This window comes from Pseudomonas sp. 5.2, from assembly GCF_059025405.1.
The window spans coordinates 243,098-263,864 of the sequence record NZ_JBYBHH010000001.1; the positions used below are offsets into that span (position 1 = coordinate 243,098).

Genomic DNA, 20,767 nt, shown 5'->3' on the forward strand with positions numbered 1-20,767 from the left:
GCGCCGCGCGCGCGGCGCTCGATTTCTGCTCCACTGCAAAACTCAACACATGCGCTAGCGCTTACCCAAAATCTTCCCCAGCATCTCCGGCCGCGGCGCCCCTTGCTGGCTCTGCAAGTTACCCTGCTCATCCTGATAGAAAATCGCCGGGGTCGCCTGCAGCCCCATTTCTTCCATCAACGCCATGTTCGCCGCCAGCTTCTGCTGCACGGCCTCTGGCACCTTCTCCAGCGGCTTGAGCGTACTGGCCTTGCCGGCCTTCTCGTGCTCTGCCAATGCTTTGGCCGGGTCTTTTGCCGCCAGCAATGCCGCCGACTTGGCGGGGCTGTCCTCGCGAATGATGCCAACCATGATGTGGCGCAGCTGCACCTTGCCCGACTCGACCCACGGCCGCGCCTGTTCCCAGAACATGTTGCAGTACGGGCAGTTGGGGTCGCTGAACAGGTACACCTTGCGCGGCGCGTCGGCCTTGCCGTCGGCGATCCAGGCGGTTTTCTCCATCTTCGCCCAGATTTCCTTGCTCATCGGCCCATACACCAGCTTGTCCAGCGGTGCGGCGCTGAGGTCTTGGCCTTGTTCGTCGAACAGGCTGCCGACCAGCACATGCTTGCCATCAGGCGTCAGGTACAGAGCGATGCCGTTGTTCTGGTATTCGGCGGCGTAGCCGCGCAGGCCGTCGGGGGCGTCGAAGCTGCCCTTGATCACGGCGCCCTTGGCTTGTAGTTGCTGGATCGCCTTGGGCAGCGCGTCTTCGGCGTGCAAGGGCGGGGCGGCCAGCAGGGCCAGGGACAGGGGCAGTAGTGCAGTCAATCGCATGTCAGTTTCCTTGTGCGGCAGGGGTGGGCGCGATGGCCCGGTCGAAAGGTTCCAAGGCATGGCGCAGGCTGGCCCGGGACAGCTCGCCAAGGTGGCTGCCGATCAGCCGGCCATTACTGTCGTAGAACAGCGTAGTGGGCAGGGCCATCGAGCCGACGCGCTGGGCCAGTTGCCCGGCGCCGTCGAACAGCACGTGGGTCAGGCTCAAGCCAGTGGTGGCGAGGAAGGTGCTGACGTTCTCGGGTGTTTCACCTTGGTTGACGAACAGGAAAGTCACGTGGGGATAGTCGCCCTGGGCCTGTTGCAGCACCGGCATTTCACGCCGGCACGGCGGGCACCAGGTGGCCCAGATGTTGATGACCAGTGGCTTGCCGCGGTAACTGTGCAACGCCACGGTCTGCCCGCCGGCGTTGCGCAGGCTCAGCTCAGGCAGCTCGGTGCCTTTGCTGTACAGGTGGCTGCCCAGGCTGCTCAGGCCCCAGAACAACGCGCCGCTGAACAATGCCCAGCCCAGCGGGCGGCGCAGGCCTGGTTGACGCCAGCCTTGCCAGAGCGCGGCCAGCACGATGCCGGCAAGGCCAGACCAGAACAGGAAGCCGCCGTCGCGGATGTCGATGACCTGCACCAGGTCATCCTGGTACATCGGCCAGTAGGCCACGACGAAGCCCAGGCGCGCGCACAGCACACCGATCAGAAACAGGTTGAACAGGGCCGACTCCGGGCTTTCGCCACCGCGTCGGGCGACCCACCAGCCGACCACGCTGGCGATCACCAGGGCGGTGAGCATCAGCAGGTGGTTGAGGGCCATGGTCAGTGGCCCGAGGGTTACGGTCAGCATCAGCCTTGGCTCCTGGTCTGGGTCCAGTGTTGCAGGAACGCGGCGGCATCCACTTCACCGGTGATGCGCCGTGCGCGGCGTTCGTCGCCTTCCGGGCCGACCCAGATGATGCTGGGCGGGCCGGGTACCTGGTAGCGTTGCAACAATGCCTTGCTCGCCGGGGTGTCGGCGGTCACGTCCAGGCGCAGCAGTTGCACGCCGGCCAGGCTGGCTTGCACGTCGGCGCGGGTGAAGACGTTTTTTTCCATGACCTTGCACGACACGCACCAGTCGGCATAGTAGTCGACCATCACCCACTGGCCACGGGCTTTGGCGGCCTCCAGTTCGCGTTGCAGGTCCTCGGGGCGGTTGACGGTGACAAAGGCATCCTCGGCGTGCTGCCCGGCCGCAGGCGCGGCACCCCCGGCGAACGGGCGCAGGGGTTGCCAGAGGTCATCCCCCCCGGCGGCCGCGCCGACCAGCAACAGGGCACCCCAGAGCGCGCCCAGCAACGGCACCGCGCGCAGTGCCGGCAACCGTTGCAGGGCCGGCCAGGCGGCCCAGGCCAAGGCGATCAACCAGGCGCCGCTCAGGGCCAGCAGCAGGCTTTCAGGCAGCAGGCTGCGCACGGTATACAGGGCCATGGCCAGGAACACGAAGCCGAACACGCCCTTGACCCGATTCATCCATGCGCCAGGGCGTGGCAGGTAGCGATTGCCCAGGGTCACCAGCAACAGCAGCGGCACGCCCATGCCCAGGCCCAGGCTGAACAGCACCAGCGCACCCTGCAGCACGTCGCCGCTCTGGGCGATATACAACAGCGCGCCGGCCAGCGGTGCGGTCATGCACGGGCCGAGCAGCAAGCCGGAAAGCGCCCCGAGCAATGCTGCGCCGTACAGGTTGCCGCCACGGGTGCCTTGGCCGGCGCGGTCGAGGCGATCGCGCAGGGCAGCGGGCAACTGCAGCTCGAAGGCGCCGAACATCGGCAGCGCCAGCAACACGAACAGTACCGCCAGGCTGCCCAGCAGCCAGGGTTGCTGCAACCAGGCCTGCAGGCTGGCGCCGAGCAGCGCGGCCACCACCCCTAGGGCGGCGTACACCAACGCCATGCTCAGCACGTAGACCCCGGCCAGCAGCCAGCCGCGCCGGGCGCTGGCGCCATTGCCCAGCACCAGCCCGGCAAGGATCGGCAGCATCGGCAGCGAGCAGGGGGTAAAGGCCAGCAGCAAGCCGAGGCCGAAGAAGGCCAGCAGGCCCCAGGCCAGGTTGCCCTGTTGCAGGTTGCTGGCCAAGGCCTGGTCGCTGGCCTGATCGGCGGCGGGGGCCACGCTGCCGCCCAAGTCGATGGCGGTGGTCTGCGGTGGGTAGCACAGGCCGGCGTCGGCACAGCCTTGCCAGCCCAGGCGCAGTTGGCCTTGCGCACTGGCCGGGATCAGCAGTTCGAGCTGGTCGCGGTACACCGCGCTGTCCCCGAAGAATTCGTCATGGTGGTTGAGCGCGGGGGGCAGCTGTGGCTGCTGCTCGGGGCTCAGGCCGTCGAACTTCAGGCGCTTCTGGTACAGGTAGTAGCCTTGCTTGATCTGAAAGAACAGGCGCATCTGGCCGTCGGGTTGGCGGTCGTGGCTCAGGACAAAGGCCTGGTCGACCGGCAGGAAGTCGGATTTGACCTCGAACGGGTTGGCTTGCAGGGGGCCGGCCAGCAGGAGGGCAAGGAACAGAAAGAGGGCGCGCATGTCTTCGCCTTGGCTATACGATGAAGTGGGCCATGCTGGCCTGGGTCGATTAACCCAAGGTTAACCCGGTCCTACATCCGCCTAAACGCACGCTCAAGGTCCATAATCCCCTCTTAATCCACCCGTGGTGCAGTATCTGCCTCACTTACCCCGGAGCCCCCACCATGCACGTTCTGCTCTGCGAGGACGATGACCTGATCGCCAGCGGCATCTGCGCCGGCCTCACCGCCCAGGGCCTGACCGTGGACCGGGTAGCCAATGCCGCAGGTGCGCGGGCGATGCTCCAGGCCGCGCAGTTCGATGTGATGATCCTCGACCTCGGCCTGCCCGACGAGGATGGCCTGAAGCTGTTGCGGCGCTTGCGTCAGCAGGGCGAGACCCTGCCTGTGCTGGTGCTCACCGCCCGCGATGCGGTCACCGACCGGGTCGAGGGCTTGCAAGCCGGTGCCGACGACTACCTGCTCAAGCCGTTTGACCTGCGCGAGCTGGCAGCGCGCCTGCACACCCTGCTGCGCCGGGTGGCCGGGCGCGCGGTGAATGTCATCGAGCATGGGCCGCTGCGTTACGACCCTAGCAGCTGCGAAGCCTTCCTGGCCGGGCAGCCGGTCGATCTGTCCCGTCGTGAGCAGGCGCTGCTCCAGGCATTGCTGCAGAACCCTGGGCGGGTGCTGTCCAGCGAGCAGTTGAAGGACTGCGTGTACGGCTTCAGCGACGAGGTCGAAAGCAACGCCCTCAACGTGCATATCCACCACCTGCGCCGCAAACTTGGCAACGGTATCGTCGAGACCGTGCGCGGCCTGGGCTACCGGCTTGGCCCGGCGCAAGCACCGGAAGAGGCTGCTTCATGAGCCTGCGGGTACGCCTGAGCCTGATCCTGGGCAGCGCCTTCGTGATTATCTGGGTACTGGCTGCGGCGTGGATGCTGCGCGACCTGCGCCAGCAGATGATGTTCTCCCTCGACCAACGCCTGGTGGCCTCGGCACGCATGGTGGCCGGGTTGATCGACCAGTTGCCGCAGCCGCTGGCGGCCAAGGGCGAGGACGCGCACTTTTCCGCCGACCAGTTCAGCGTGCCGGATGGCATGGCGTGCCAGGTAAGCTCGCTGCGCGGCGAGATCCTGGCCAGCAACCACAAGCATGATGGCGCCATGGATGACCAGCGCAGCGGCTTCCGTGACCAGACCATCGACGGCGCGTTGTGGCGTACGTTCACCTACAACCACGGCGATGTGCGCATCACCACCGCCGACCGCCACATGGAGCGCGAGGCCCTCAACCAGTCGATCCTGCTGGCCGCCTCGGCGCCGGTGCTGATGGCTTTGCTCGGCAGCCTCGGCCTGTTGTGGATCGGCTTGGGCAAGGGCCTGGAGCCGCTCAACCGGATGCGCGACGCCTTGCGTCGAAGGCGCGCCGACAGCGTCGAGCCCCTGCAGGTGGCGGGCCTGCCCAGCGAGCTGCAGCCGCTGTTGGACACGCAGAACCAGTTGTTCCTGCGGATCGCCCAGACCATCGAGCGCGAACGGCGCCTGACCGATGACGTCGCCCACGAGCTGCGCAGCCCGCTGACGGCGATCAAGACTCACCTGCAGGTGGCGCGGATGACCGATGGCGCGGTGCGTGAACAGGCATTGGAGCATGCCGAGCAAGGTACCGACCGCATGCACCGCACGCTTGAGCAACTGCTGATGCTGGCGCGTGTGGAAGGCAGCCTGTCGTTCGAGGATGGCGTGCAGTGCAGCGCCGAGCAGGTCGCCCGCCAGGCGGTGCAGGATGCCGGCGGTGGCGATAACCGTCGCATCGTATTGCGCCTGCCCGAGGAGGCCACGCAAATCTACTTGGGCATGCCCGCGCCGCTGGCAGTTGCGGCCTTGCGCAACCTGCTGGACAACGCCCTGCGCCATGGTGGCGAAAGCGCGGTGGAGCTGGAGGTGCAGATGACTGACGGCCAGGTGGGGTTCATGGTGCGCGACCACGGGCCGGGCATTGCTGAAGCAGACCTGCAGCACCTGACCGAGCGTTTCTGGCGCAACGGCCAGAGTGGCGGATGTGGGTTGGGCTTGGCGATCGTCCAGGCAATCGTCCAGCGCTGTGCCGGCAGCCTGCGTTTCGACAGCCGTGGCGATGGCTTGCGGGTGCTGTTGCAGGTACCGGCGCGTTCGGGGCGTTGATATGCGGCCTGGGCCGGCCTATTGGCCGGCCCAGGCTGTAAAAATCCCACAACAACCGCTAAATCCTCCTTGCGCTGAAGCGTTCTCCAAGCGACAACTACCCGCACACATCTGCTTACAGGGGCGTGGCGGGGCACTTTCGCTTGCTTGCGAGGATCTACCCATGTCGACCGCTTCCAGCCTTGCCCAGGTCTTGCCGGCCAGTGCGCCGCAACCCCTGTACGCGTTCACCGATTCGCCCTTGCTGCAACGCCAGCAGCAACAGGAATCCAACGCCCGCAGCTACCCGCGGCGCATCCCGTTGGCGCTCAAGCGCGCCCGTGGCATCCATGTCGAAGATGTCGAAGGCCGTCAGTTCATCGACTGCCTGGCCGGTGCCGGCACCTTGGCCCTGGGCCATAACCACCCGGTGGTGATCGAGGCGATCCAGCGTGTACTGGCCGACGAACTGCCGCTGCACACCCTCGACCTGACCACGCCGGTCAAGGACCGCTTTGTTCAGGACCTGTTCGGCGTGCTGCCCGAGGCGCTGCGCCGGGAAGCCAAGGTGCAGTTCTGCGGCCCGACCGGGACCGATGCCGTTGAGGCGGCGCTGAAACTGGTGCGCGGCGCCACGGGGCGCAGCACCGTGCTGGCCTTCCAAGGTGCCTACCATGGCATGAGCCAAGGTGCGCTGAGCCTGATGGGCAGCCACGGGCCCAAGCAGCCGTTGGGTGCCTTGTTGGGCAACGGTGTGCAGTTCATGCCGTACCCGTACGACTACCGTTGCCCGTTCGGCCTGGGTGGCGAAGCGGGGGTGAAGGCTAACCTGCATTACCTGGAAAACCTGCTGCTCGACCCAGAAAGCGGTGTGCCGCTGCCGGCGGCAGTGATTCTTGAAGTGGTGCAGGGCGAGGGCGGGGTGATCCCGGCCGATATCGAGTGGCTCAAGGGCGTGCGGCGGATCACCGAGCAAGCCGGGGTGGCGCTGATCGTCGACGAGATCCAGAGCGGCTTCGCCCGCACCGGGCGCATGTTCGCCTTCGAGCATGCCGGTATCGTGCCGGACGTGGTGACCTTGTCCAAGGCAATTGGCGGCAGCCTGCCGCTGGCAGTGGTGGTGTACCGCGACTGGCTGGACACCTGGAAGCCGGGCGCCCATGCCGGCACCTTCCGTGGTAACCAGATGGCCATGGCCGCAGGTTCCGCAGTGATTAATTACCTGGTCGAACATCGCCTGGCCGAGCATGCCGAGGCCATGGGCCAGCGCCTGCGCCAGCATTTGCTTCACCTGCAGCGGGATTACCCGCAACTGGGTGATATCCGTGGGCGTGGGCTGATGCTTGGGGTGGAGCTGGTCGACCCGCAGGGCCAGCGCGATGCCCTGGGCCACCCTGTGGCCAACCGTGAGCTTGCGCCGAAGGTGCAGCGTGAGTGCCTCAAGCGTGGCCTGATCCTGGAGCTGGGTGGTCGCCATGGCGCAGTAGTGCGCTTCCTGCCGCCGTTGATCATCAGTGGCGAGCAGATCGACGACGTGGCGCAGCGGTTTGCCGAAGCCCTCAGGGCTGCTGTCTGATCATTACCGGGGGCCGCCTTGCGGCTCAATCGCCGGCAAGCCGGCTCCCACCGGGTTCGGCGCGAGCTTTGGTAGCAACTGTCTTGTGGTGCTTGTTCCGGCCTCTTCGCGGGCAAGCCCACACAGGTAACTGCGCAGGCTCAGACCTTGTGAGGAACCCTGTGGGAGCCGGCTTGCCGGCGATTGGGGCGCACAGCGCCCCCGGCATTACTGCATCAGTCGAATGTGCGCCCGGCCCGCCAATACCCCATCAGCGTCAGGCAGTCTCGCGGCAATCCGCGTTCCTTGATCAAGTACCGGCGGATATCCATCACGGTCGCCGACTCGCCCGCCACCCAGGCATGGAATGCGCTGTGGCGTGTGCTGGCCTGTTCCCACAAGATGCGCGTGTCGATGTCCACCTCTTCCAGTTTCAGCCGGGGCGCGGCGCTGCCATCCGGCAGTCCGGCCAGTTCGCGCACGGCATGCTGCATGGCCTGGCCATGCTCGCAGTGCAGCAGCTCGCGGGGCAGCCAGTGCACGTGGGCGGCGGCGCTGTGGCGCAGCGCCAGGCAGTCGGCCTCCAGGGGCACCTCGATAAAGGCTTGCACCGCAAGCTCGGGCTGCATGTCGGCCAATTGCTCAAGAATGCCGGCGATGGCCGGTAGCGCCGTTTCATCGCCTATCAGCAAAACATTGCGTACGCCTTGCGGCGGCTTCCATTCATAACCGCCCGGGTCACCGGCATAGGCCAGATTGGGGGCCACCATTTGCAGGCCATCGCCCACCTGGGCGTGGGTGGCCCAGGCCGAGGCAGGCCCGTTGACGCCGTGCAACACGAAATCGACATCGACCTCCAGGGCTTCCCGGCGCAAGTCTCGAATGGTGTAGGTACGCATCGGTGGGCGTTGGGCTGGCGGCAGGGCGCTGTGCGCGGCCTTCCAGTGCAGCTCGTTCGGCAGGCTCGGCAGCGAGCCATCGGGGGCCGGGAAGAACAGCTTTACGCGCTGGTCAGGGGCCAAGGTGCACATCTGGGCAACATCGGGGCCGGTGAAGACCAGGCGCGTCAGCGACGGGCTGAGGCTGATGCGCCGGGCCAGCACCAGGTCGAACACGCGGTAGGCGCTGGTGCTCGGCGAGCGGCCCTTGACCAGCCGGCGCAAGCCTTGCTGCAGCGCCTGGGACAGGCGGGTGGGGTTGGCCATGCGGGAGTCCTCTTGCAAGCGGTTTCTCTAGGAACGAGCCGACGCCACTGCAAATTAACCCCGCAGGTGCGGCTACCAGCCGCGCCCGGAATTCACCCAGAAGTTCACCGACAACGACGTCGACACCGACTGCACCTGGTGGAACCACCCTTCAGGCAGGAACAACAGGTCACCGGCCTGCAGCACCACGCGCAGGAACGGCACGTCACGCGCGGCTGGGAAGCGCTGGTAGTCCGGTGCGTCGGGGTTGAAATCGCAGCCGTCCAGGCCGCCCTTGGGGCTGGTCGACCAGGTGCCCAGCGCCGCACGGTGGTGGGGCGCAGCCAGGATGAACGACTTCTGCCCCCACACCTGGGCGAACAGGTTGTCGGTGTCGTCGCGGTGCAGGGGCGTCAGGGTGCCCTTGGGGCCGATCCAGATGCGTGGCGAGATGAAGCGCTGGCGCTCGAAGTAGTCCGGAAAGCGGATCAGGGTCAGGAGTTTTTCCGGGACGATGTTATTGCCCATGTAGGCCGGCGTTTCGCCAGGCTTGGCCGGGGTGTCCAGCGAGGCGATGAAATCGGCCATGGAGGTCGAGCGGAAGTCGCGGTCGGTAGAGAAGGTTTTCTTGACGTAGTCACCGTGCCGGGTAATGCCTTGCAGTTCGGCGAAATGCTCAAGTGACGCTTCGCGGCCCATGGTGAACAGTGGCCAGTCCTGCAGGGCATCGCTGAGCACCACCGGTATGCCGTGCGCCAGGTAGTCGCTTTGAAACCGTTGCAGGGGCATGTCTGCCCGTGCAATGCGCTGCACCTCGCGCTGCACCGGCAGCGCGGCCGAGACCTGCTCGCTGAGGCGTGCCGGCGTTGGGTAGCGCTGGTTCATCGCCACCTTGGTCGCTGCGGCGCCTTTGCGGGCGTTGTTGATGATTTGCGGTAGCAAGGTGGCCAGGCCCATGTTGCCGGTGATCTTCAGGCGTGCGCTGGCGAACAGCTCCTCGACGTTGGCCGTGCCGCCCATGATGCCGAGGAAGTCGCGCTCGGCCACCTCGATGGTGACATCCGGGGTGCTGTGCCGGCCTGCGCCGGTGCGGCTGGTGTCGCGCACTTCCGACCAGAAGGCCCGGTCGTGGCCGAAGACGAACTGGAACACGCCTTCGATGCCGACGGCATGGGCGTTGGCGAACAGTTTGCTGAGGATGCTCTGAAGGTCCACGGTTAGCCTCTGACGGGATTTCGTTGTGCAGGGATAACGAGTGTGTCGGCCATCGATTTAGCGGCGCTTACAGCTAATTTTCGGTGGGCCTTCTACGTCCCGTAGGGACAGCAGTCATATTGTTCAAGCAAGGATCCGACATGGCATTGCACCCTGATCTGGCGGGATTTCTGGAACTGGTCGAATTTGGCCGGTTGACGGGCAGAAGCCTGCCCATGCACGCGATGGACGTGGCTCAGGCCCGGGCCGAGTTCGAGGGCAGTTCGCAGGTGCTCGACCCAAGCCCGCCCGGCAGCGTGGCGGTGAGCGAGCTGCAGGTCCCGGCGCGTGATGGTGCCAGCCTGCCAGCGCGGCTGTACCGCACGGGTGACGCAGGCGATGCCTTGCAGCCGGTGATCTTCTACCTGCACGGTGGTGGCTATGTGGTGGGCAGCCTCGACTCGCATGACTCGGTGTGCCGCCGCCTGGCAGCCATGGGTGAGTTTGCGGTGCTGGCGCCGGACTACCGATTGGCGCCGGAGCAGCAGTTTCCGGTGGCGCTGCACGATGTGCTGGATGCCGCCAACTGGCTGGCCGAGCAGGCTGGGGCGTTGGGCTTGGACAACCGCCGGGTGGTGGTGGCCGGGGACAGCGTCGGTGCCAGCCTGGCCGCCGTGCTGGCCATCACGGCCGTCGAGCAGCCCGAAGCGCTGGCGTTCAAGCCGCTGGCGCAGTTGCTGTTCTACCCGGTGACAGACATTTCCTGCCAGCGCGACTCTCACCGCGAGCATGCCGAGGGGTACCTGCTGGAAACGCCTACCCTGGAGTGGTTCTACCAGCACTATGCGCCGCAGCCGGAGCAGCGTCTGGACTGGCGTGTGTCGCCCTTGCTGTCGACGGTGCGCGAGCCATTGGCGCCGGCGTACCTGTTCGTGGCCGAGTACGATCCGTTGCATGACGAAGGGCTTGCCTACCGAGACTGGCTGGTGGCGGGGGGGACCGAGGTGACGTTTGCCCGGGTCGAGGGGCTGACCCATGACTTCTTGCGCATGTCCGGGATCGTGGGGCAGGTGGGGGAGATTTATCAGGATGTGGGGGGCTGGCTGAAGAGGGTTGGGGGGTGAGTTAACGTTGGAATCGCTGGGGCCGCTTCGCGCCCCTTTCGCGACGCAAGGCCGCTCCCACAGGTTGGTTAGCTCCCTAGGTGGGACGCTTTACCAGTGGGAGCGGCCTTGCGTCGCGAAAGGGGCGCAAAGCGCCCCCAGCATTCGTCACGAACTACGCACCCGCCGCCCCAGCACATCGACCAAGCGGTCGATCTCGGCCTCGGTGTTCAGCAGCCCAGGCGCGGTACGCACCACCGGCCCAGCATCACGTGACACGGCATCGACGACAATGCGCTGGCTGTTGAGATACCCGGCCACGTCATCCGCATCCTGGCCCTTGACCCTGAAAAAGGTAAACCCAGCCGAGTACTGGGCACTGCGCGGCGTCACCAGTTCGACCGCTTCAACCGCCTCAAGACGCTGCTTGAGGTAGTCATTGAGCCCATGAATACGCGCCTGGATATTCGCCTTGCCCTGCTGCAGGTGCAGCTCGAATGCCTTGCCCAGCGCCCAGCGGTGCTCAAAGGCATGGTAGCCGCCTGGGGTCATGATGGTGGCGAAGTCTTCATTCTCGGAAAACGTGGCAATGGTCGGGTTCAGCTGCTTGAGCTCGGTGGAGGCCGCGCAGATGATCCCGGTGCCACGTGGCCCGAACATCCACTTGTGGGTGCCGGCGATGAAGTAGTCGCAGTTCAGGTCGGCAAAGCGGATGTCCTCGACGCCAAAGCCATGTACCCCGTCGATCACGTAAATAATGTGGTCCTTCTCGTCGCGCTGGCGATTGACCTCGCGTACCAGTGCGCCAATCTCACCCACCGGCAGCTTCACACCACTACCCGAATGGACCCAGGTCATGCCCAGTACCCGCGTCTTGGCGCTGATGGCCGCAGCCAGGGTGCCGAGTACCTGGTCGGTGCTGACCTGTGACGGGTTCTCGAACAGGCGCAAGCGGCGCACCGGCGTGCCATCGCGGGCAGTGCGGAAACTCATCGTCTGGCGCGCCGCCGAATGCTCGTGCACGGTGGTGAGAATTTCCTGCCCAGGTGCAAGCTTCAGGCCGCCATAGATCAGGCCCAGGCCTTCCGTGGTGCTGCCGGTCAGGGCGATCTGTCGGGGGTTTACCTCAAGGTAGCGACCGGCCCATTCACGCACTGCGGCCTCGTGCTTCCACTCCGCCTGGCTGTCCCAGTCAACCCTGCGCGCCGGGTGGCGGTCGAAGCTCGCACGCAAGGCCTCGATGGCCTCGCGCACCGGCTTTGGGTGTGACGTGATCAGAAAGTTGGCGAAGTGCGCGTAGGCGGGGTCCAGGTCGAACAGGCCGCGAAAGGCGGCCCAGGCGTCGCTGCCAGCGGGTGGCAATGGCGCGGCCTGAGCGCCCGGCAGCAACTGGCTGGCCAAGGGCAGGGCCGCGGCCAGCAGGCCTGCCTGCTTGAGGAAGGTACGGCGGTCGTTCATGAAGGCGCTCGCAGGGTTATCGGGACGAAGTGGTGGCGGGTTGCGCGGCGTGCTGCACCTGCTCCCACACCCGCAGGAAGTTGCCGCCCCAGAGCTTGGCGATATCGGCCTCGGAATAGCCCCGGGTGATCAGTTCGGCAGTGACGTTGCGCGCTTCGCTTGCGTCGTGCCAACCGTCGATGCCGCCGCCTTCATTGAAGTCCGAGCTCAGCCCCACATGGTCGATGCCGACCTTGCGCACCGTGTAGTCGATGGCGTCGCCGAAATCCTTGAGCGTGGCCGGTGGCTCTTCGTCGAGGATGCCGTACAGCGCGTTGGCGTACTGGCCCACCTTCTGCTCGGGCCAGCCGGCGATGACCGGGTCACCCGGCATCAGCGCGTAGTTGAGGTTGGCCAGCGGTGGCAAGTCGTAGCGGGCGCGCAGGGCGTTGAGTTTGTCCTGGGTTTTCGCGCTCAGTGGCTTGAGGTAGGTGGAGAAGGCCACCAGTTGAATCACGCCGCCGCTGTCCTTGATCAGTTGCATTTCCTTGTCGGACAGGTTGCGGGCAATGTCGACCATGGCGCGTGGCGCAGAGTGCGACGCCACCACCGGCGCGCGGCTGAGGCTGACCGCCTGGCTCAGTGCCTTGCTCGACATCTGCGACACATCGATGATCACACCCAGGTCGTTAAGGCGCTGTACGGCGCGTTTGCCGACTGGCGAAAGGCCGTCCAAAGCATCGGCGGTGTCATTGAAAAACGGCAACGGGCGCGAAGAGTCGGCCCAGCTGTTGTTGCCCACGTAGCTGAAGCCGAACATGCGCACGCCGCGGGCGGCCCAGCGGTCGAGCTGGTCGATATCGTCGCCCAGGGCATAGGCATTGAGCATGCTGAGGAACACCGCGAACTTGCCTTCGCCGTGCAGGCGTCGCATGTCTTGCGGGGTGTAGGCGATACCGACCTGTTCGGGGAAGTCGCGGACCATGGCGTCGATGGCGTTGTAGCGCACGTCCTGGGTGTGGCGTGCGGCTTCGACGAAGCCTGCGGTCGGCCGGTGCGGGCCATCGTCGCCGGTCCACGATTCGGGCCAGGCGAAGATCGTCAGCGCGGCGCCAGACAGCCGCCCGCGGGCGGCCTTGGCCAGGTCGAAGCGGCCATTGCCATCCTTGTCGGCCTCGCTGCCTTCAGTGCCGAAAGTCAGCGGCAGGGTGACATGGCTGTCGAACGAGATGATGCGTTCCTGCAGGTCGTTGGCCTGGCGCACCACCTCTCTGGAGTAGCCGGCCGGCGTGGTGAAGTAGTGCCAGGCGGCAAATCCGGCACCTGCGGTCACGGCCGCGGCCAGGCTGATAAACAGGGCTTTTTTCCAGCGTGGAGTCGTCATCTTGGTCTCAGTAGGTTCACCGTCGAGGGATGGGCACAGAGGCCGCCGCTACCTGGAGTGAACGAGCCCACCCCGTGGAAATTTAGCCAGCCGTGGCGGCGCCCCTGCGTCGGCAGCGGTAAATTTCGCGGTGTGGACAACGTTCTAGCCTTGGACGGGCTGTGCTCCACGGCCGCAATAAATGCACAGGTAGTTGCAATGACGATTTCTCGACGCGGGTTCATCGCCGGTGTGGCATTGACGGGCGTGGTGGTGCCCGGTGCGTTGTATGTACAGCGCCAGCGGGCCGCCGAGGCGTTTCCGGAAACCCCCGGCGAGGCGGTCGTCGAACGGGCTGATACGCACCTGCAGCAGTTGGGTGACACCTTGCGCGGGATCTGGCGCTGGACCTTGCATGGCAAGGACGCGGGCCTGCAAGGGTTGCCTGAGGGCGAGCTGGAGCTGTTCCTGGATGTTGCGCCCAGTGGGCGGGCGTTGCGCGGCTACTTGGATACCCCCGAGCGCCTACGCAGCGATGAACAGCCGCGTTACCGTGTGGTGGGCGACCTGCTGGCAGACAAACCGGGCACTTTACGCTGGCGCTTGTTCTCGAGCCGGCCAGGTGAGGTGCAGGCCCGCTACGAATGCCATATCGTCATCGACGAGGTCTGGGGCCGCTTCGGCAATGCCGGGCCTGCGACCCTCAACGGGCGCATTGCGCCACTGGACCGAGCGTTGTCGCTGCCGGTGCAAGACAACCACTTTCTGGCGCTGAAACACACCTTCCCCGAGGCGCGCGAGCGCACGCCGTTAAGCCCGCAACTGCTGGCCTGGTTGATCACCCCGGAGCACCGACTGTTCCACCAGTTGTGGCATTCCTCGCGTGACAAATGGCACAAGCTGGACAAAGACAAGCAAGCCGCCCTGCGCGGCTTGGGCTGGCAGCCGGGGCCGCGTGATCGGGAGCGTGACGCGCGCGGCCGGCACAAGGACCGCAACGGTTCGGGTGAGGATTTCTTTTTCATGCACCGGCACATGCTTGGCAGTGCCCGCGCCTTGCAGGACCTGCCTTCATGGACGCGGTTTCCGCAGCCACAACCGGAGCTTGAGCGCGACCGTGCCGGGTTCGCCCGCTATTGGGACAACCATGACGGCAACGCCTTGCCGCCCACCTGGTTGGCGAATGGTGATGCGGAATACACCCAGTGGGTGCGCGACATCAAGCACCCGGATACCTACCATGGCAACTTCCAGGTCTGGGAGTCGCGTTACAGCGACCCGGACTACCTGAGCACACTGACCCTGGGCCAGTTCGGTTCAGAGGTGGAGCTGGGCCTGCATGACTGGCTGCACATGCGCTGGGCTTCGGTGCCGCGTGACCCGGCCAACGGCATGCCGGTGCCGACGGCGCGCACGCCTGACGACTTTGCAGCGCGTTGGTTTGCGGCCGAAAACGACTTTCTGGGTGACCCGTTTTCATCCCATGTAAACCCGGTGTTCTGGCACTTTCATGGCTGGATCGATGACCGCATCGAGGACTGGTTCCGCGCCCATGAGCGGGTTCACCCCGGCGAGGTGCGGCGCCTGGAAGTCAATGGCGTGCCTTGGTTTGCGCCAGGGCGCTGGGTCGAAGTGTCGGACCCTTGGCTAGGGCCTGACACCCATGGTTGCTCGACGGTGCCGGGCTTGCGGCCGGGGCGCAGCGTCGAGATGGACCCGGAGACGATGAAGCTGGCTTTGCGCATCATCTACAGCGATGAAGACCTGTTCGGCAAGTTGCGGCCGAAGGTGCCCCAGCGGCCTTGGTATGCGCGCAATCTGAAGGTGGCGCAGCGGTCGCTTTGAGGGGGATTGGGGGATGGGATCGGGGTGTAGGGCGAGGGATTTTCGGTGGGTTTTAGATCGAGCGCCGCCCAAGGGCCGAGCGCCAATGGCTCAGGACTAATTGGCCCGAAACAGATGTAGGAGCAGCCTTGTGCTGCGAAGCGCCGCGCGGGCGGCGCTCGATCTCGAACCCGCAGCAAATCCATCGCCCTACACTACCGCTCAACCTTCCACCCACCCCCCAACGCCTTGTACAGCGCCACACTCCCTTGCAGCCGTGCCAATCGCAGCTGCGCCTGCTGATCCTGGGCCAGGTAAAGGGTGCGCTGGGTTTCAAGCACGCTGAGCAGGGTCTCGGCGCCCGCGCCATAGCGCTGCTGGGCCAGCTCGAAAGCCAGGCGCGCCTCCTGCACTTCTTCGTCCTGCCACCGGCGTTGGCGGTCCACGCCGTGAATCGCATTGAGCGCTTTCTCGACATCGGCGAAACCGGCCAGGATGCTGCCTCGGTACGTCTCCAGCAACTCAGCTTGCTCGGCCTCGGCCAGGTCGCGAGAAGCGCGCAGCCGGCCGTTGTTGAAGATCGGCGCGACCAGCCCGGCGCTGAGGGTATAAAAAGAGCTGTCGAGCACATGAGCAAAGGTATTGGCGCCACTGCCCAGGTTGGCCCCTAGGGTCAACTTGGGCAGCATCGCTGCCCTGGCCACCTGTACGTTGGCGCTGGCCGCTGCCAGCCGCGCTTCGGCGGCGGCGATGTCGGGGCGACGGGCCAGCAGTTCGCTGGGGACGCCGCTGCCAATGGACGGCCACTGCAGCGCATCGAACGCTTCACGGCTGGGCGGCAGGGCCTGCACCGGGTCGCCGAGCAGCGTCGCCAAGGTGACCCGGCTGTCTTGCCACTGCTGTTCGAGCAACGGCACTTGCCGTTCCTGGGCGGCCACCAGGCTGCGCTGCTGGGCCAGTTCCAGGCGTGTGGCCGAGCCGGTGCGCTGGCGGGCTTCGACCAGGCCCAGCACGTCACGTGCATTGCGCAGGTTGAGCCGAGCGATGTTCAGTTGCGCTTCCAGGGCCAGGCCTTGCAGGTAGCTGTCGGCCACGGCGCTGACCAAGGTCAGCTCGACCGTCTGCCGGTCGAAGCGGCTGGCATCAAGGCGGCGCAAGGCGCTGGCCCGTGCTGCGCGCAGGCCGCCCCAGAAGTCGATCTCGTAGCTGGCGCTGAGTTTCAGGTCGAACGCGGTGCTGGTGCGTTCGCTGCTGCTGACGTCCAGCTGGTCGTTGCCTTCACCCTTCAACAGCCGCTGGCGGCTGCCATCCAGGCCCAGGTTCAGTTCGGGCAGCAATGGCGCGCCAGCGATGACGGCCTGGGCCTGGGCCTGGCGCACACGCGCCGTGGCGGCCGCGAGGTCATAGGCGTTGAGCCGGGCACGCTCGACCAGGCGGTCCAGCTCGCTGCTGGCAAACGCGCGCCACCACTGTGCTGATGGCAGCTCGGTGGATGACGGCGCGGCCTCGCCTTGCCAGGCGTGCGGCGCGGCAATCCCGCTGTCAGGCGTGGGCGGCGTGCTGCAGGCGGCAAGGCTCAGGCACAAGGTCAACAGGCTGATACGGCTTGGCAAGGTCATGGATTATTCGCTGGTAAGGGCTTTGACCGGGTCGAGTCGGGCGGCTTTGCGGGCCGGCATGAAGCCGAACACGATGCCGGTGACGACAGCGCAGGCGAACGCGCCGAATATGGCAGGCAGGGCGAAGGCTACGGCAACCTCGGCCAGCATCAGGCCGCCGCCGATGGCCAGGGCCAGGACGATGCCGGCCACGCCGCCGACCATCGACAGCATCACGGCCTCGCTGAGAAACTGCCGCAGGATGTCGCGCTGGCGCGCGCCGGTGGCCATGCGGATGCCAATCTCACGAGTACGCTCGCGCACGGTCATGAGCATGATGTTCATCACCCCGATGCCGCCCACCAACAACGAAATCGCGGCAATCGCCCCCAGCATCAGCGACAGGCTATTCTGCGTGCGTGCTTCGGCCTGGATCAGTGCTGCGTCGTTGGTCAGCTCGAAATCCTGACGGCCCTGGTGACGCTGGCGCAGCAGGTGATCAATGGCCACTTCGGCTTCGTTGACCCGGGTGGAGTCGTGCGCGGCGACGGCGATGTAGTCTGGGTCGCGCTGGCCGAACAGGCGGATAGCCGCGGCGGAATAGGGCACCGCGATGCGCCCGTCGCTGTCCTGGTCGCCGGAACTGGCGCCTTTACCGGCGAGAATGCCGACGACTTGGAACGGCACATTGCCGATCAGGATGTATTGCCCCAGCGGGTCGCGCCCAGGGTCCAGCATCTTTTCCCGCACCTTCTGGCCGATCACCGCCACAGGCGCGGCACTGGCTTCGTCGGCCTCGGTGTAAAAGGTGCCCTCGACCGCCGGCCAGTTGAAGATCTCCGGGAACCAGATGTTGTTGCCGCCGACATAAAACTGCTGGCTGTTGTTGCCGTGGCGCACCATCAGTTTGTCGCCGATCACTGGCATGACGTGCTTGACCTGGGGCAGCTCGCCGATGGCCGCGACGTCGTCGAGGGTGATGGTGCCGGCCTGTTCACCCAGCGTTGCTGGCTTGCCGTTGAGGTAGAGCACGTTCGAGCCAAACGCCGCCATTTGCGCCATGACCTGGCGCTTGCTGCCTTCGCCGACGGCCAGCATGACCACCACCGAGGCTACCCCGATGACGATGCCGAGCAGGGTCAGGGCGGTGCGAAAACGGTTGACCCACATCACTCGCCAGGCGGCCTGCAGGGCTTCGACCAGTTCACCTTTCCAGGCCCCGCGCAGGGTGGCGCCGCGGCCCAGGCGCTGGCGCAGGTCGTCGGCCTGCAGCCCTTGGCGTGTGGGGGGCGGTGGCTGCTCGGCGGCCGAATCGCTGATGATCAGGCCATCGCGGATTTCAATGACCCGCTGCGCCCGCGCCGCCACGTCGCGGTCGTGGGTAATCAGGATGATTACATGGCCCTGGCTGGCCAGTTCGTCGAGCAGCGCCATGACTTCGGTGCCGCTGTGGCTGTCGAGCGCGCCGGTGGGTTCGTCGGCGAGGATGATGTGGCCACCGTTCATCAGTGCCCGGGCAATCGATACGCGTTGTTGCTGGCCGCCGGACAACTGGTGCGGGCGGTTGCCCGTGCGGCTGGCCAGGCCCAGGCGGGTGAGCAGGGCGGTGGCGCGCGCGTGCCGCTCGCTGGCGGCGATACCGGCATAGATGGCCGGCATCTCGACGTTCTCCTGGGCCGAACCCGAGGGGATCAGGTGGTAGCCCTGGAAGACGAAGCCAAAGGCTTCACGGCGTAACCAGGCCAGTTCGTCGCTGTCCAGCTCGGCCACGTCCTTGCCCGCAAAGTGGTAGCTGCCAGCGGTTGGCCGGTCGAGGCAGCCGAGGATGTTCATCAGCGTCGATTTGCCGGAGCCGGAGGCGCCGACAATGGCGACGAACTCGCCGGGGTGGATGCGCAGGCTGATGCCCTGGAGGATGTCGACCTTGGGGGTATCGACGCCGCCGTAGGATTTACGGATGTCGATCAGTTCGATCAGGGGCGTAGTCATTCAACCTCCGCTGACGCTGGGGGCGCCGATCACCAGGCGCTCGCCTTCGCTGAGGCCGTCAAGTACCTGCACCCGCAGCCGGTCGCTCAGGCCGGTCTGGACCTGGCGCTGTTCCACTTCGCCTTTGCTGTTGAGTACCCGGGCGAGGCGCAAGCCATTGTTGTCGTCCAGTGCGGCAAGCGGCACGGTCAGCACCTGGCTGGCCTGGCCGGCGACAAAGAACACCTGCGTGGTCATCTCGGCCATCAGGGCGCCATCCGGGTTGTCGACATCCAGCAGCACGGTGTACTGCACCACCTGGCTGCCGGTGGTGCCATTGGTGGCGCTGGTCGGGCTGCCGCCGCCCTGGCTGCTCTGGTCCAGCGGTTTAGGCGGGATCGGCAGGATCTGCCGGACCGTGCTGGTCCAGCGGCGCTTGCCGCCGGCCAAGGTGGTGAAGTAGGCGGTCATGCCGGGCTTGACCTTGCCGATGTCGGCTTCCGACACCTGGGCCCAGACGGTCATTGGCGAAAGCCTGGCGATGCGCAGGATCAGAGGGGTCTGCTGTTGGGCATTGAGGGTCTGGCCTTCTCGGGCATCGACCGCGACCACGGTGCCGTCCATGGGGGCATAAATGCGCGTGTAGCCCAGTTCCGCCTCGTCGCTGCGCAGGTTGGCCTGGGCCTGACGAATCTGTGCCTGGAACATGTCGATGCGGGCCTGAGTTACCTTGAGCTGGGCATCGGCCGTCTGCACGTCTTCGTCACGGGTCGCACCGGCGGCCGCCAGGTCACGCTGGCGCTTGAGCTGCTGCTGGGCCAGTTGAAACTGTGCACGTTGCTCGGCCAGTTGTGCCTTGAGGTTGTCGATCGAGTAACGCCCGGCGTCTAGCCTGGCTTGCTGGGTGGACGGGTCGATCTCTACCAGCAGTTGGCCTTTGCGTACCTGGTCACCGGCTTCAACGTGCAGCTTGTGGATCTGCCCGGAAGCCTGGGCGCCCACGTCGACGTAGCGCCGCGGCTGCAGGGTGCCCAGGGCAGTCACGCTGCTTTCGATGTCGGCACGGGTGACGGCGACTGTGCTGATCGGCTGCGCGCCAAAGGGCAGGGTCTTCCAGGCCAGCAAACTGCCCAGGCTCAGCAGGGCCAAGCCACTGAGCAGTAGCCGACGGCGGGTGTGGGGTAAACGTCGCATGCAGACTTCCAGCCAGGAGTGAAGGCCACGCGCAGCGCAAAAGCGGCGCGCACTGAGGTCCCAGATAGACGAAGGCTAGCGGGCGGGATTTAGCGTACAGGGCAGGAGGAAGTCGTGTTGCTGAGAATAATTATAATTTGTAAGATCGCACGTTGACATCACTTCGGTCCTGCACAGCTTTGTGAAAAGGCTTTCAGAAAAAGCAGCAGGGCCCTCTCAGGTAACGTCGTGGAACATTACTATCGCGAACTGGTGGGCTTCCTTTCCGCGCGCCTGGGCAGTCGTCAGGCGGCCGAAGACGTTGCGCACGATGCTTATCTGCGGGTGCTGGAGCGCACCGATGCGGAACGGATCGAGCACCCGCGTGCCTTTCTGTACCGCACGGCGCTCAACCTGGTGGTCGACCGCCACCGGCGGCATCAGGTTCGCCAGGCCGAACCACTGGAGGTGCTCGACAGCGACGAGCGTTGGCATAGCCCAGCGCCCACCCATGACATGCAGCTCGATCAGCGCCTGGCGCTGATGCAGCGCGCCCTGGATGAACTGGGCAAGGTCTGCCGCGACTGCTTCCTGTTGCGCAAGCTCGATGGCCTGTCGCATCAGCAGATTGCCGAGCACCTGGGGGTGTCACGCAGTGTGGTGGAAAAGCACATCGTCAATGCCATGAAGCACTGCCGTGTGCGCATGCGCGAGTGGGAATCCTGAAAGTCTGGTGAAAGAGGAATGAAAATTCCGTCAAGCATCGACTTGATTTATGCGGGTTTCCCGACAACTATCTAGGTAGACCCCAGCCAGGCAAAGCTTTGGCGATTGCCGTTACTGGCGCAGTATGGTC

General features: G+C 65.7%; 16 protein-coding genes. 6 read left to right on the top strand and 10 right to left on the bottom strand.

Annotated features, from left to right (window positions below; all coding sequences use genetic code 11):
- Nucleotides 1-54: 54 nt before the first annotated feature.
- The 3 genes from dsbG to dsbD are packed head-to-tail and all read right to left on the bottom strand — an operon-like array spanning nt 55 to nt 3,366.
- Entirely contained in the window at nt 55-816 is a 762-nt protein-coding gene (dsbG, locus tag AC5PZ0_RS01090; RefSeq protein WP_099428705.1) for a thiol:disulfide interchange protein DsbG, read from the bottom strand.
- A 1-nt stretch (nt 817) separates the two neighbouring features.
- Nucleotides 818-1,654 carry a TlpA family protein disulfide reductase gene (locus AC5PZ0_RS01095; protein WP_493854130.1) on the bottom strand — a complete coding sequence of 279 codons (837 nt, stop codon included), beginning with the start codon at nt 1,652-1,654 and terminating at the stop codon, nt 818-820.
- Entirely contained in the window at nt 1,654-3,366 is a 1,713-nt protein-coding gene (gene dsbD / locus AC5PZ0_RS01100) for a protein-disulfide reductase DsbD (protein ID WP_493854131.1), read from the bottom strand. The genes AC5PZ0_RS01095 and dsbD overlap by 1 nt, the downstream gene beginning before the upstream one ends.
- A gap of 164 nt (nt 3,367-3,530) precedes the next feature.
- Between dsbD and AC5PZ0_RS01105 the strand changes: the two genes are divergently transcribed.
- The 3 genes from AC5PZ0_RS01105 to AC5PZ0_RS01115 all read left to right on the top strand — a co-directional run bounded on the left by AC5PZ0_RS01105 (nt 3,531) and on the right by AC5PZ0_RS01115 (nt 7,088).
- A complete protein-coding gene (locus AC5PZ0_RS01105; RefSeq protein WP_493854132.1) occupies nt 3,531-4,214 on the top strand; it encodes a response regulator in 684 nt (227 codons plus the stop codon).
- Nucleotides 4,211-5,533, top strand: a complete 1,323-nt coding sequence (locus AC5PZ0_RS01110) for an ATP-binding protein (RefSeq protein ID WP_493854133.1) — start codon at nt 4,211-4,213, stop codon at nt 5,531-5,533. Before AC5PZ0_RS01105 ends, AC5PZ0_RS01110 begins: the two co-directional genes overlap by 4 nt.
- 163 nt (nt 5,534-5,696) lie before the next feature.
- A complete protein-coding gene (locus tag AC5PZ0_RS01115) occupies nt 5,697-7,088 on the top strand; it encodes an aspartate aminotransferase family protein (protein ID WP_238216012.1) in 1,392 nt (463 codons plus the stop codon).
- Nucleotides 7,089-7,303: 215 nt separating this feature from the next.
- On the opposite strand, the gene AC5PZ0_RS01120 is transcribed toward AC5PZ0_RS01115, so the two are convergent.
- The gene (locus AC5PZ0_RS01120; RefSeq protein ID WP_493854134.1) at nt 7,304-8,272 is read right to left on the bottom strand and encodes a siderophore-interacting protein; all 969 of its coding nucleotides are present in this window, start codon (nt 8,270-8,272) and stop codon (nt 7,304-7,306) included.
- A gap of 72 nt (nt 8,273-8,344) precedes the next feature.
- Complete coding sequence (locus tag AC5PZ0_RS01125; protein ID WP_493854135.1) at nt 8,345-9,466, bottom strand: cupin-like domain-containing protein; 1,122 nt, start codon at nt 9,464-9,466, stop codon at nt 8,345-8,347.
- Between the two features lie 140 nt (nt 9,467-9,606).
- On the opposite strand from AC5PZ0_RS01125, the gene AC5PZ0_RS01130 reads away from it, so the two are divergent.
- Entirely contained in the window at nt 9,607-10,569 is a 963-nt protein-coding gene (locus tag AC5PZ0_RS01130; protein WP_493854136.1) for an alpha/beta hydrolase, read from the top strand.
- A 147-nt stretch (nt 10,570-10,716) separates the two neighbouring features.
- Here AC5PZ0_RS01130 and pvdN read toward each other — a convergent pair whose 3' ends face one another.
- Together pvdN and pvdM are read right to left on the bottom strand one after the other, a co-directional pair.
- Nucleotides 10,717-12,006 (bottom strand): pyoverdine-tailoring periplasmic protein PvdN, encoded by a 1,290-nt coding sequence (gene pvdN / locus AC5PZ0_RS01135; RefSeq protein ID WP_493854137.1) that lies wholly within the window; start codon nt 12,004-12,006, stop codon nt 10,717-10,719.
- Between the two features lie 16 nt (nt 12,007-12,022).
- Nucleotides 12,023-13,369: a pyoverdine-tailoring dipeptidase-like protein PvdM gene (pvdM, locus tag AC5PZ0_RS01140; protein WP_454243174.1), complete on the bottom strand. Its 1,347-nt coding sequence runs from the start codon at nt 13,367-13,369 to the stop codon at nt 12,023-12,025.
- 198 nt (nt 13,370-13,567) lie between these two features.
- On the opposite strand from pvdM, the gene pvdP reads away from it, so the two are divergent.
- Nucleotides 13,568-15,193: a pyoverdine maturation tyrosinase PvdP gene (gene pvdP, locus AC5PZ0_RS01145; RefSeq protein ID WP_493854138.1), complete on the top strand. Its 1,626-nt coding sequence runs from the start codon at nt 13,568-13,570 to the stop codon at nt 15,191-15,193.
- A gap of 194 nt (nt 15,194-15,387) precedes the next feature.
- Here pvdP and AC5PZ0_RS01150 read toward each other — a convergent pair whose 3' ends face one another.
- Genes AC5PZ0_RS01150 through AC5PZ0_RS01160 form a run of 3 tightly spaced genes read right to left on the bottom strand, consistent with a single transcriptional unit; the run spans nt 15,388 to nt 19,932 of the window.
- Nucleotides 15,388-16,791: an efflux transporter outer membrane subunit gene (locus AC5PZ0_RS01150; protein WP_493854139.1), complete on the bottom strand. Its 1,404-nt coding sequence runs from the start codon at nt 16,789-16,791 to the stop codon at nt 15,388-15,390.
- 3 nt (nt 16,792-16,794) lie between these two features.
- Nucleotides 16,795-18,759: a MacB family efflux pump subunit gene (locus AC5PZ0_RS01155; RefSeq protein WP_493854140.1), complete on the bottom strand. Its 1,965-nt coding sequence runs from the start codon at nt 18,757-18,759 to the stop codon at nt 16,795-16,797.
- Nucleotides 18,760-19,932: an efflux RND transporter periplasmic adaptor subunit gene (locus AC5PZ0_RS01160; RefSeq protein ID WP_099428715.1), complete on the bottom strand. Its 1,173-nt coding sequence runs from the start codon at nt 19,930-19,932 to the stop codon at nt 18,760-18,762. It abuts the gene before it with no gap.
- A 228-nt stretch (nt 19,933-20,160) separates the two neighbouring features.
- Here AC5PZ0_RS01160 and AC5PZ0_RS01165 point away from each other — a divergent pair, with 228 nt between their 5' ends.
- On the top strand, nt 20,161-20,637 hold the full coding sequence (locus AC5PZ0_RS01165) for a sigma-70 family RNA polymerase sigma factor (RefSeq protein WP_027592893.1): 477 nt from the start codon (nt 20,161-20,163) through the stop codon (nt 20,635-20,637).
- The last annotated feature ends 130 nt before the right edge of the window (nt 20,638-20,767 follow it).

Excerpts from the sequence above, each read along its gene's own strand:
- AC5PZ0_RS01095 (WP_493854130.1), bottom strand. The coding sequence starts at position 1,654 with ATGCTGACCGTAACCCTCGGGCCACTGACCATGGCCCTCAACCACCTG.
- AC5PZ0_RS01115 (WP_238216012.1), top strand. The coding sequence starts at position 5,697 with ATGTCGACCGCTTCCAGCCTTGCCCAGGTCTTGCCGGCCAGTGCGCCG.
- AC5PZ0_RS01130 (WP_493854136.1), top strand. The coding sequence starts at position 9,607 with ATGGCATTGCACCCTGATCTGGCGGGATTTCTGGAACTGGTCGAATTT.
- pvdM (WP_454243174.1), bottom strand. The coding sequence starts at position 13,369 with ATGACGACTCCACGCTGGAAAAAAGCCCTGTTTATCAGCCTGGCCGCG.
- dsbG (WP_099428705.1), bottom strand. The coding sequence starts at position 816 with ATGCGATTGACTGCACTACTGCCCCTGTCCCTGGCCCTGCTGGCCGCC.
- AC5PZ0_RS01110 (WP_493854133.1), top strand. The coding sequence starts at position 4,211 with ATGAGCCTGCGGGTACGCCTGAGCCTGATCCTGGGCAGCGCCTTCGTG.
- dsbD (WP_493854131.1), bottom strand. The coding sequence starts at position 3,366 with ATGCGCGCCCTCTTTCTGTTCCTTGCCCTCCTGCTGGCCGGCCCCCTG.
- AC5PZ0_RS01160 (WP_099428715.1), bottom strand. The coding sequence starts at position 19,932 with ATGCGACGTTTACCCCACACCCGCCGTCGGCTACTGCTCAGTGGCTTG.
- AC5PZ0_RS01105 (WP_493854132.1), top strand. The coding sequence starts at position 3,531 with ATGCACGTTCTGCTCTGCGAGGACGATGACCTGATCGCCAGCGGCATC.
- pvdN (WP_493854137.1), bottom strand. The coding sequence starts at position 12,006 with ATGAACGACCGCCGTACCTTCCTCAAGCAGGCAGGCCTGCTGGCCGCG.
- AC5PZ0_RS01155 (WP_493854140.1), bottom strand. The coding sequence starts at position 18,759 with ATGACTACGCCCCTGATCGAACTGATCGACATCCGTAAATCCTACGGC.
- pvdP (WP_493854138.1), top strand. The coding sequence starts at position 13,568 with ATGACGATTTCTCGACGCGGGTTCATCGCCGGTGTGGCATTGACGGGC.
- AC5PZ0_RS01150 (WP_493854139.1), bottom strand. The coding sequence starts at position 16,791 with ATGACCTTGCCAAGCCGTATCAGCCTGTTGACCTTGTGCCTGAGCCTT.
- AC5PZ0_RS01120 (WP_493854134.1), bottom strand. The coding sequence starts at position 8,272 with ATGGCCAACCCCACCCGCCTGTCCCAGGCGCTGCAGCAAGGCTTGCGC.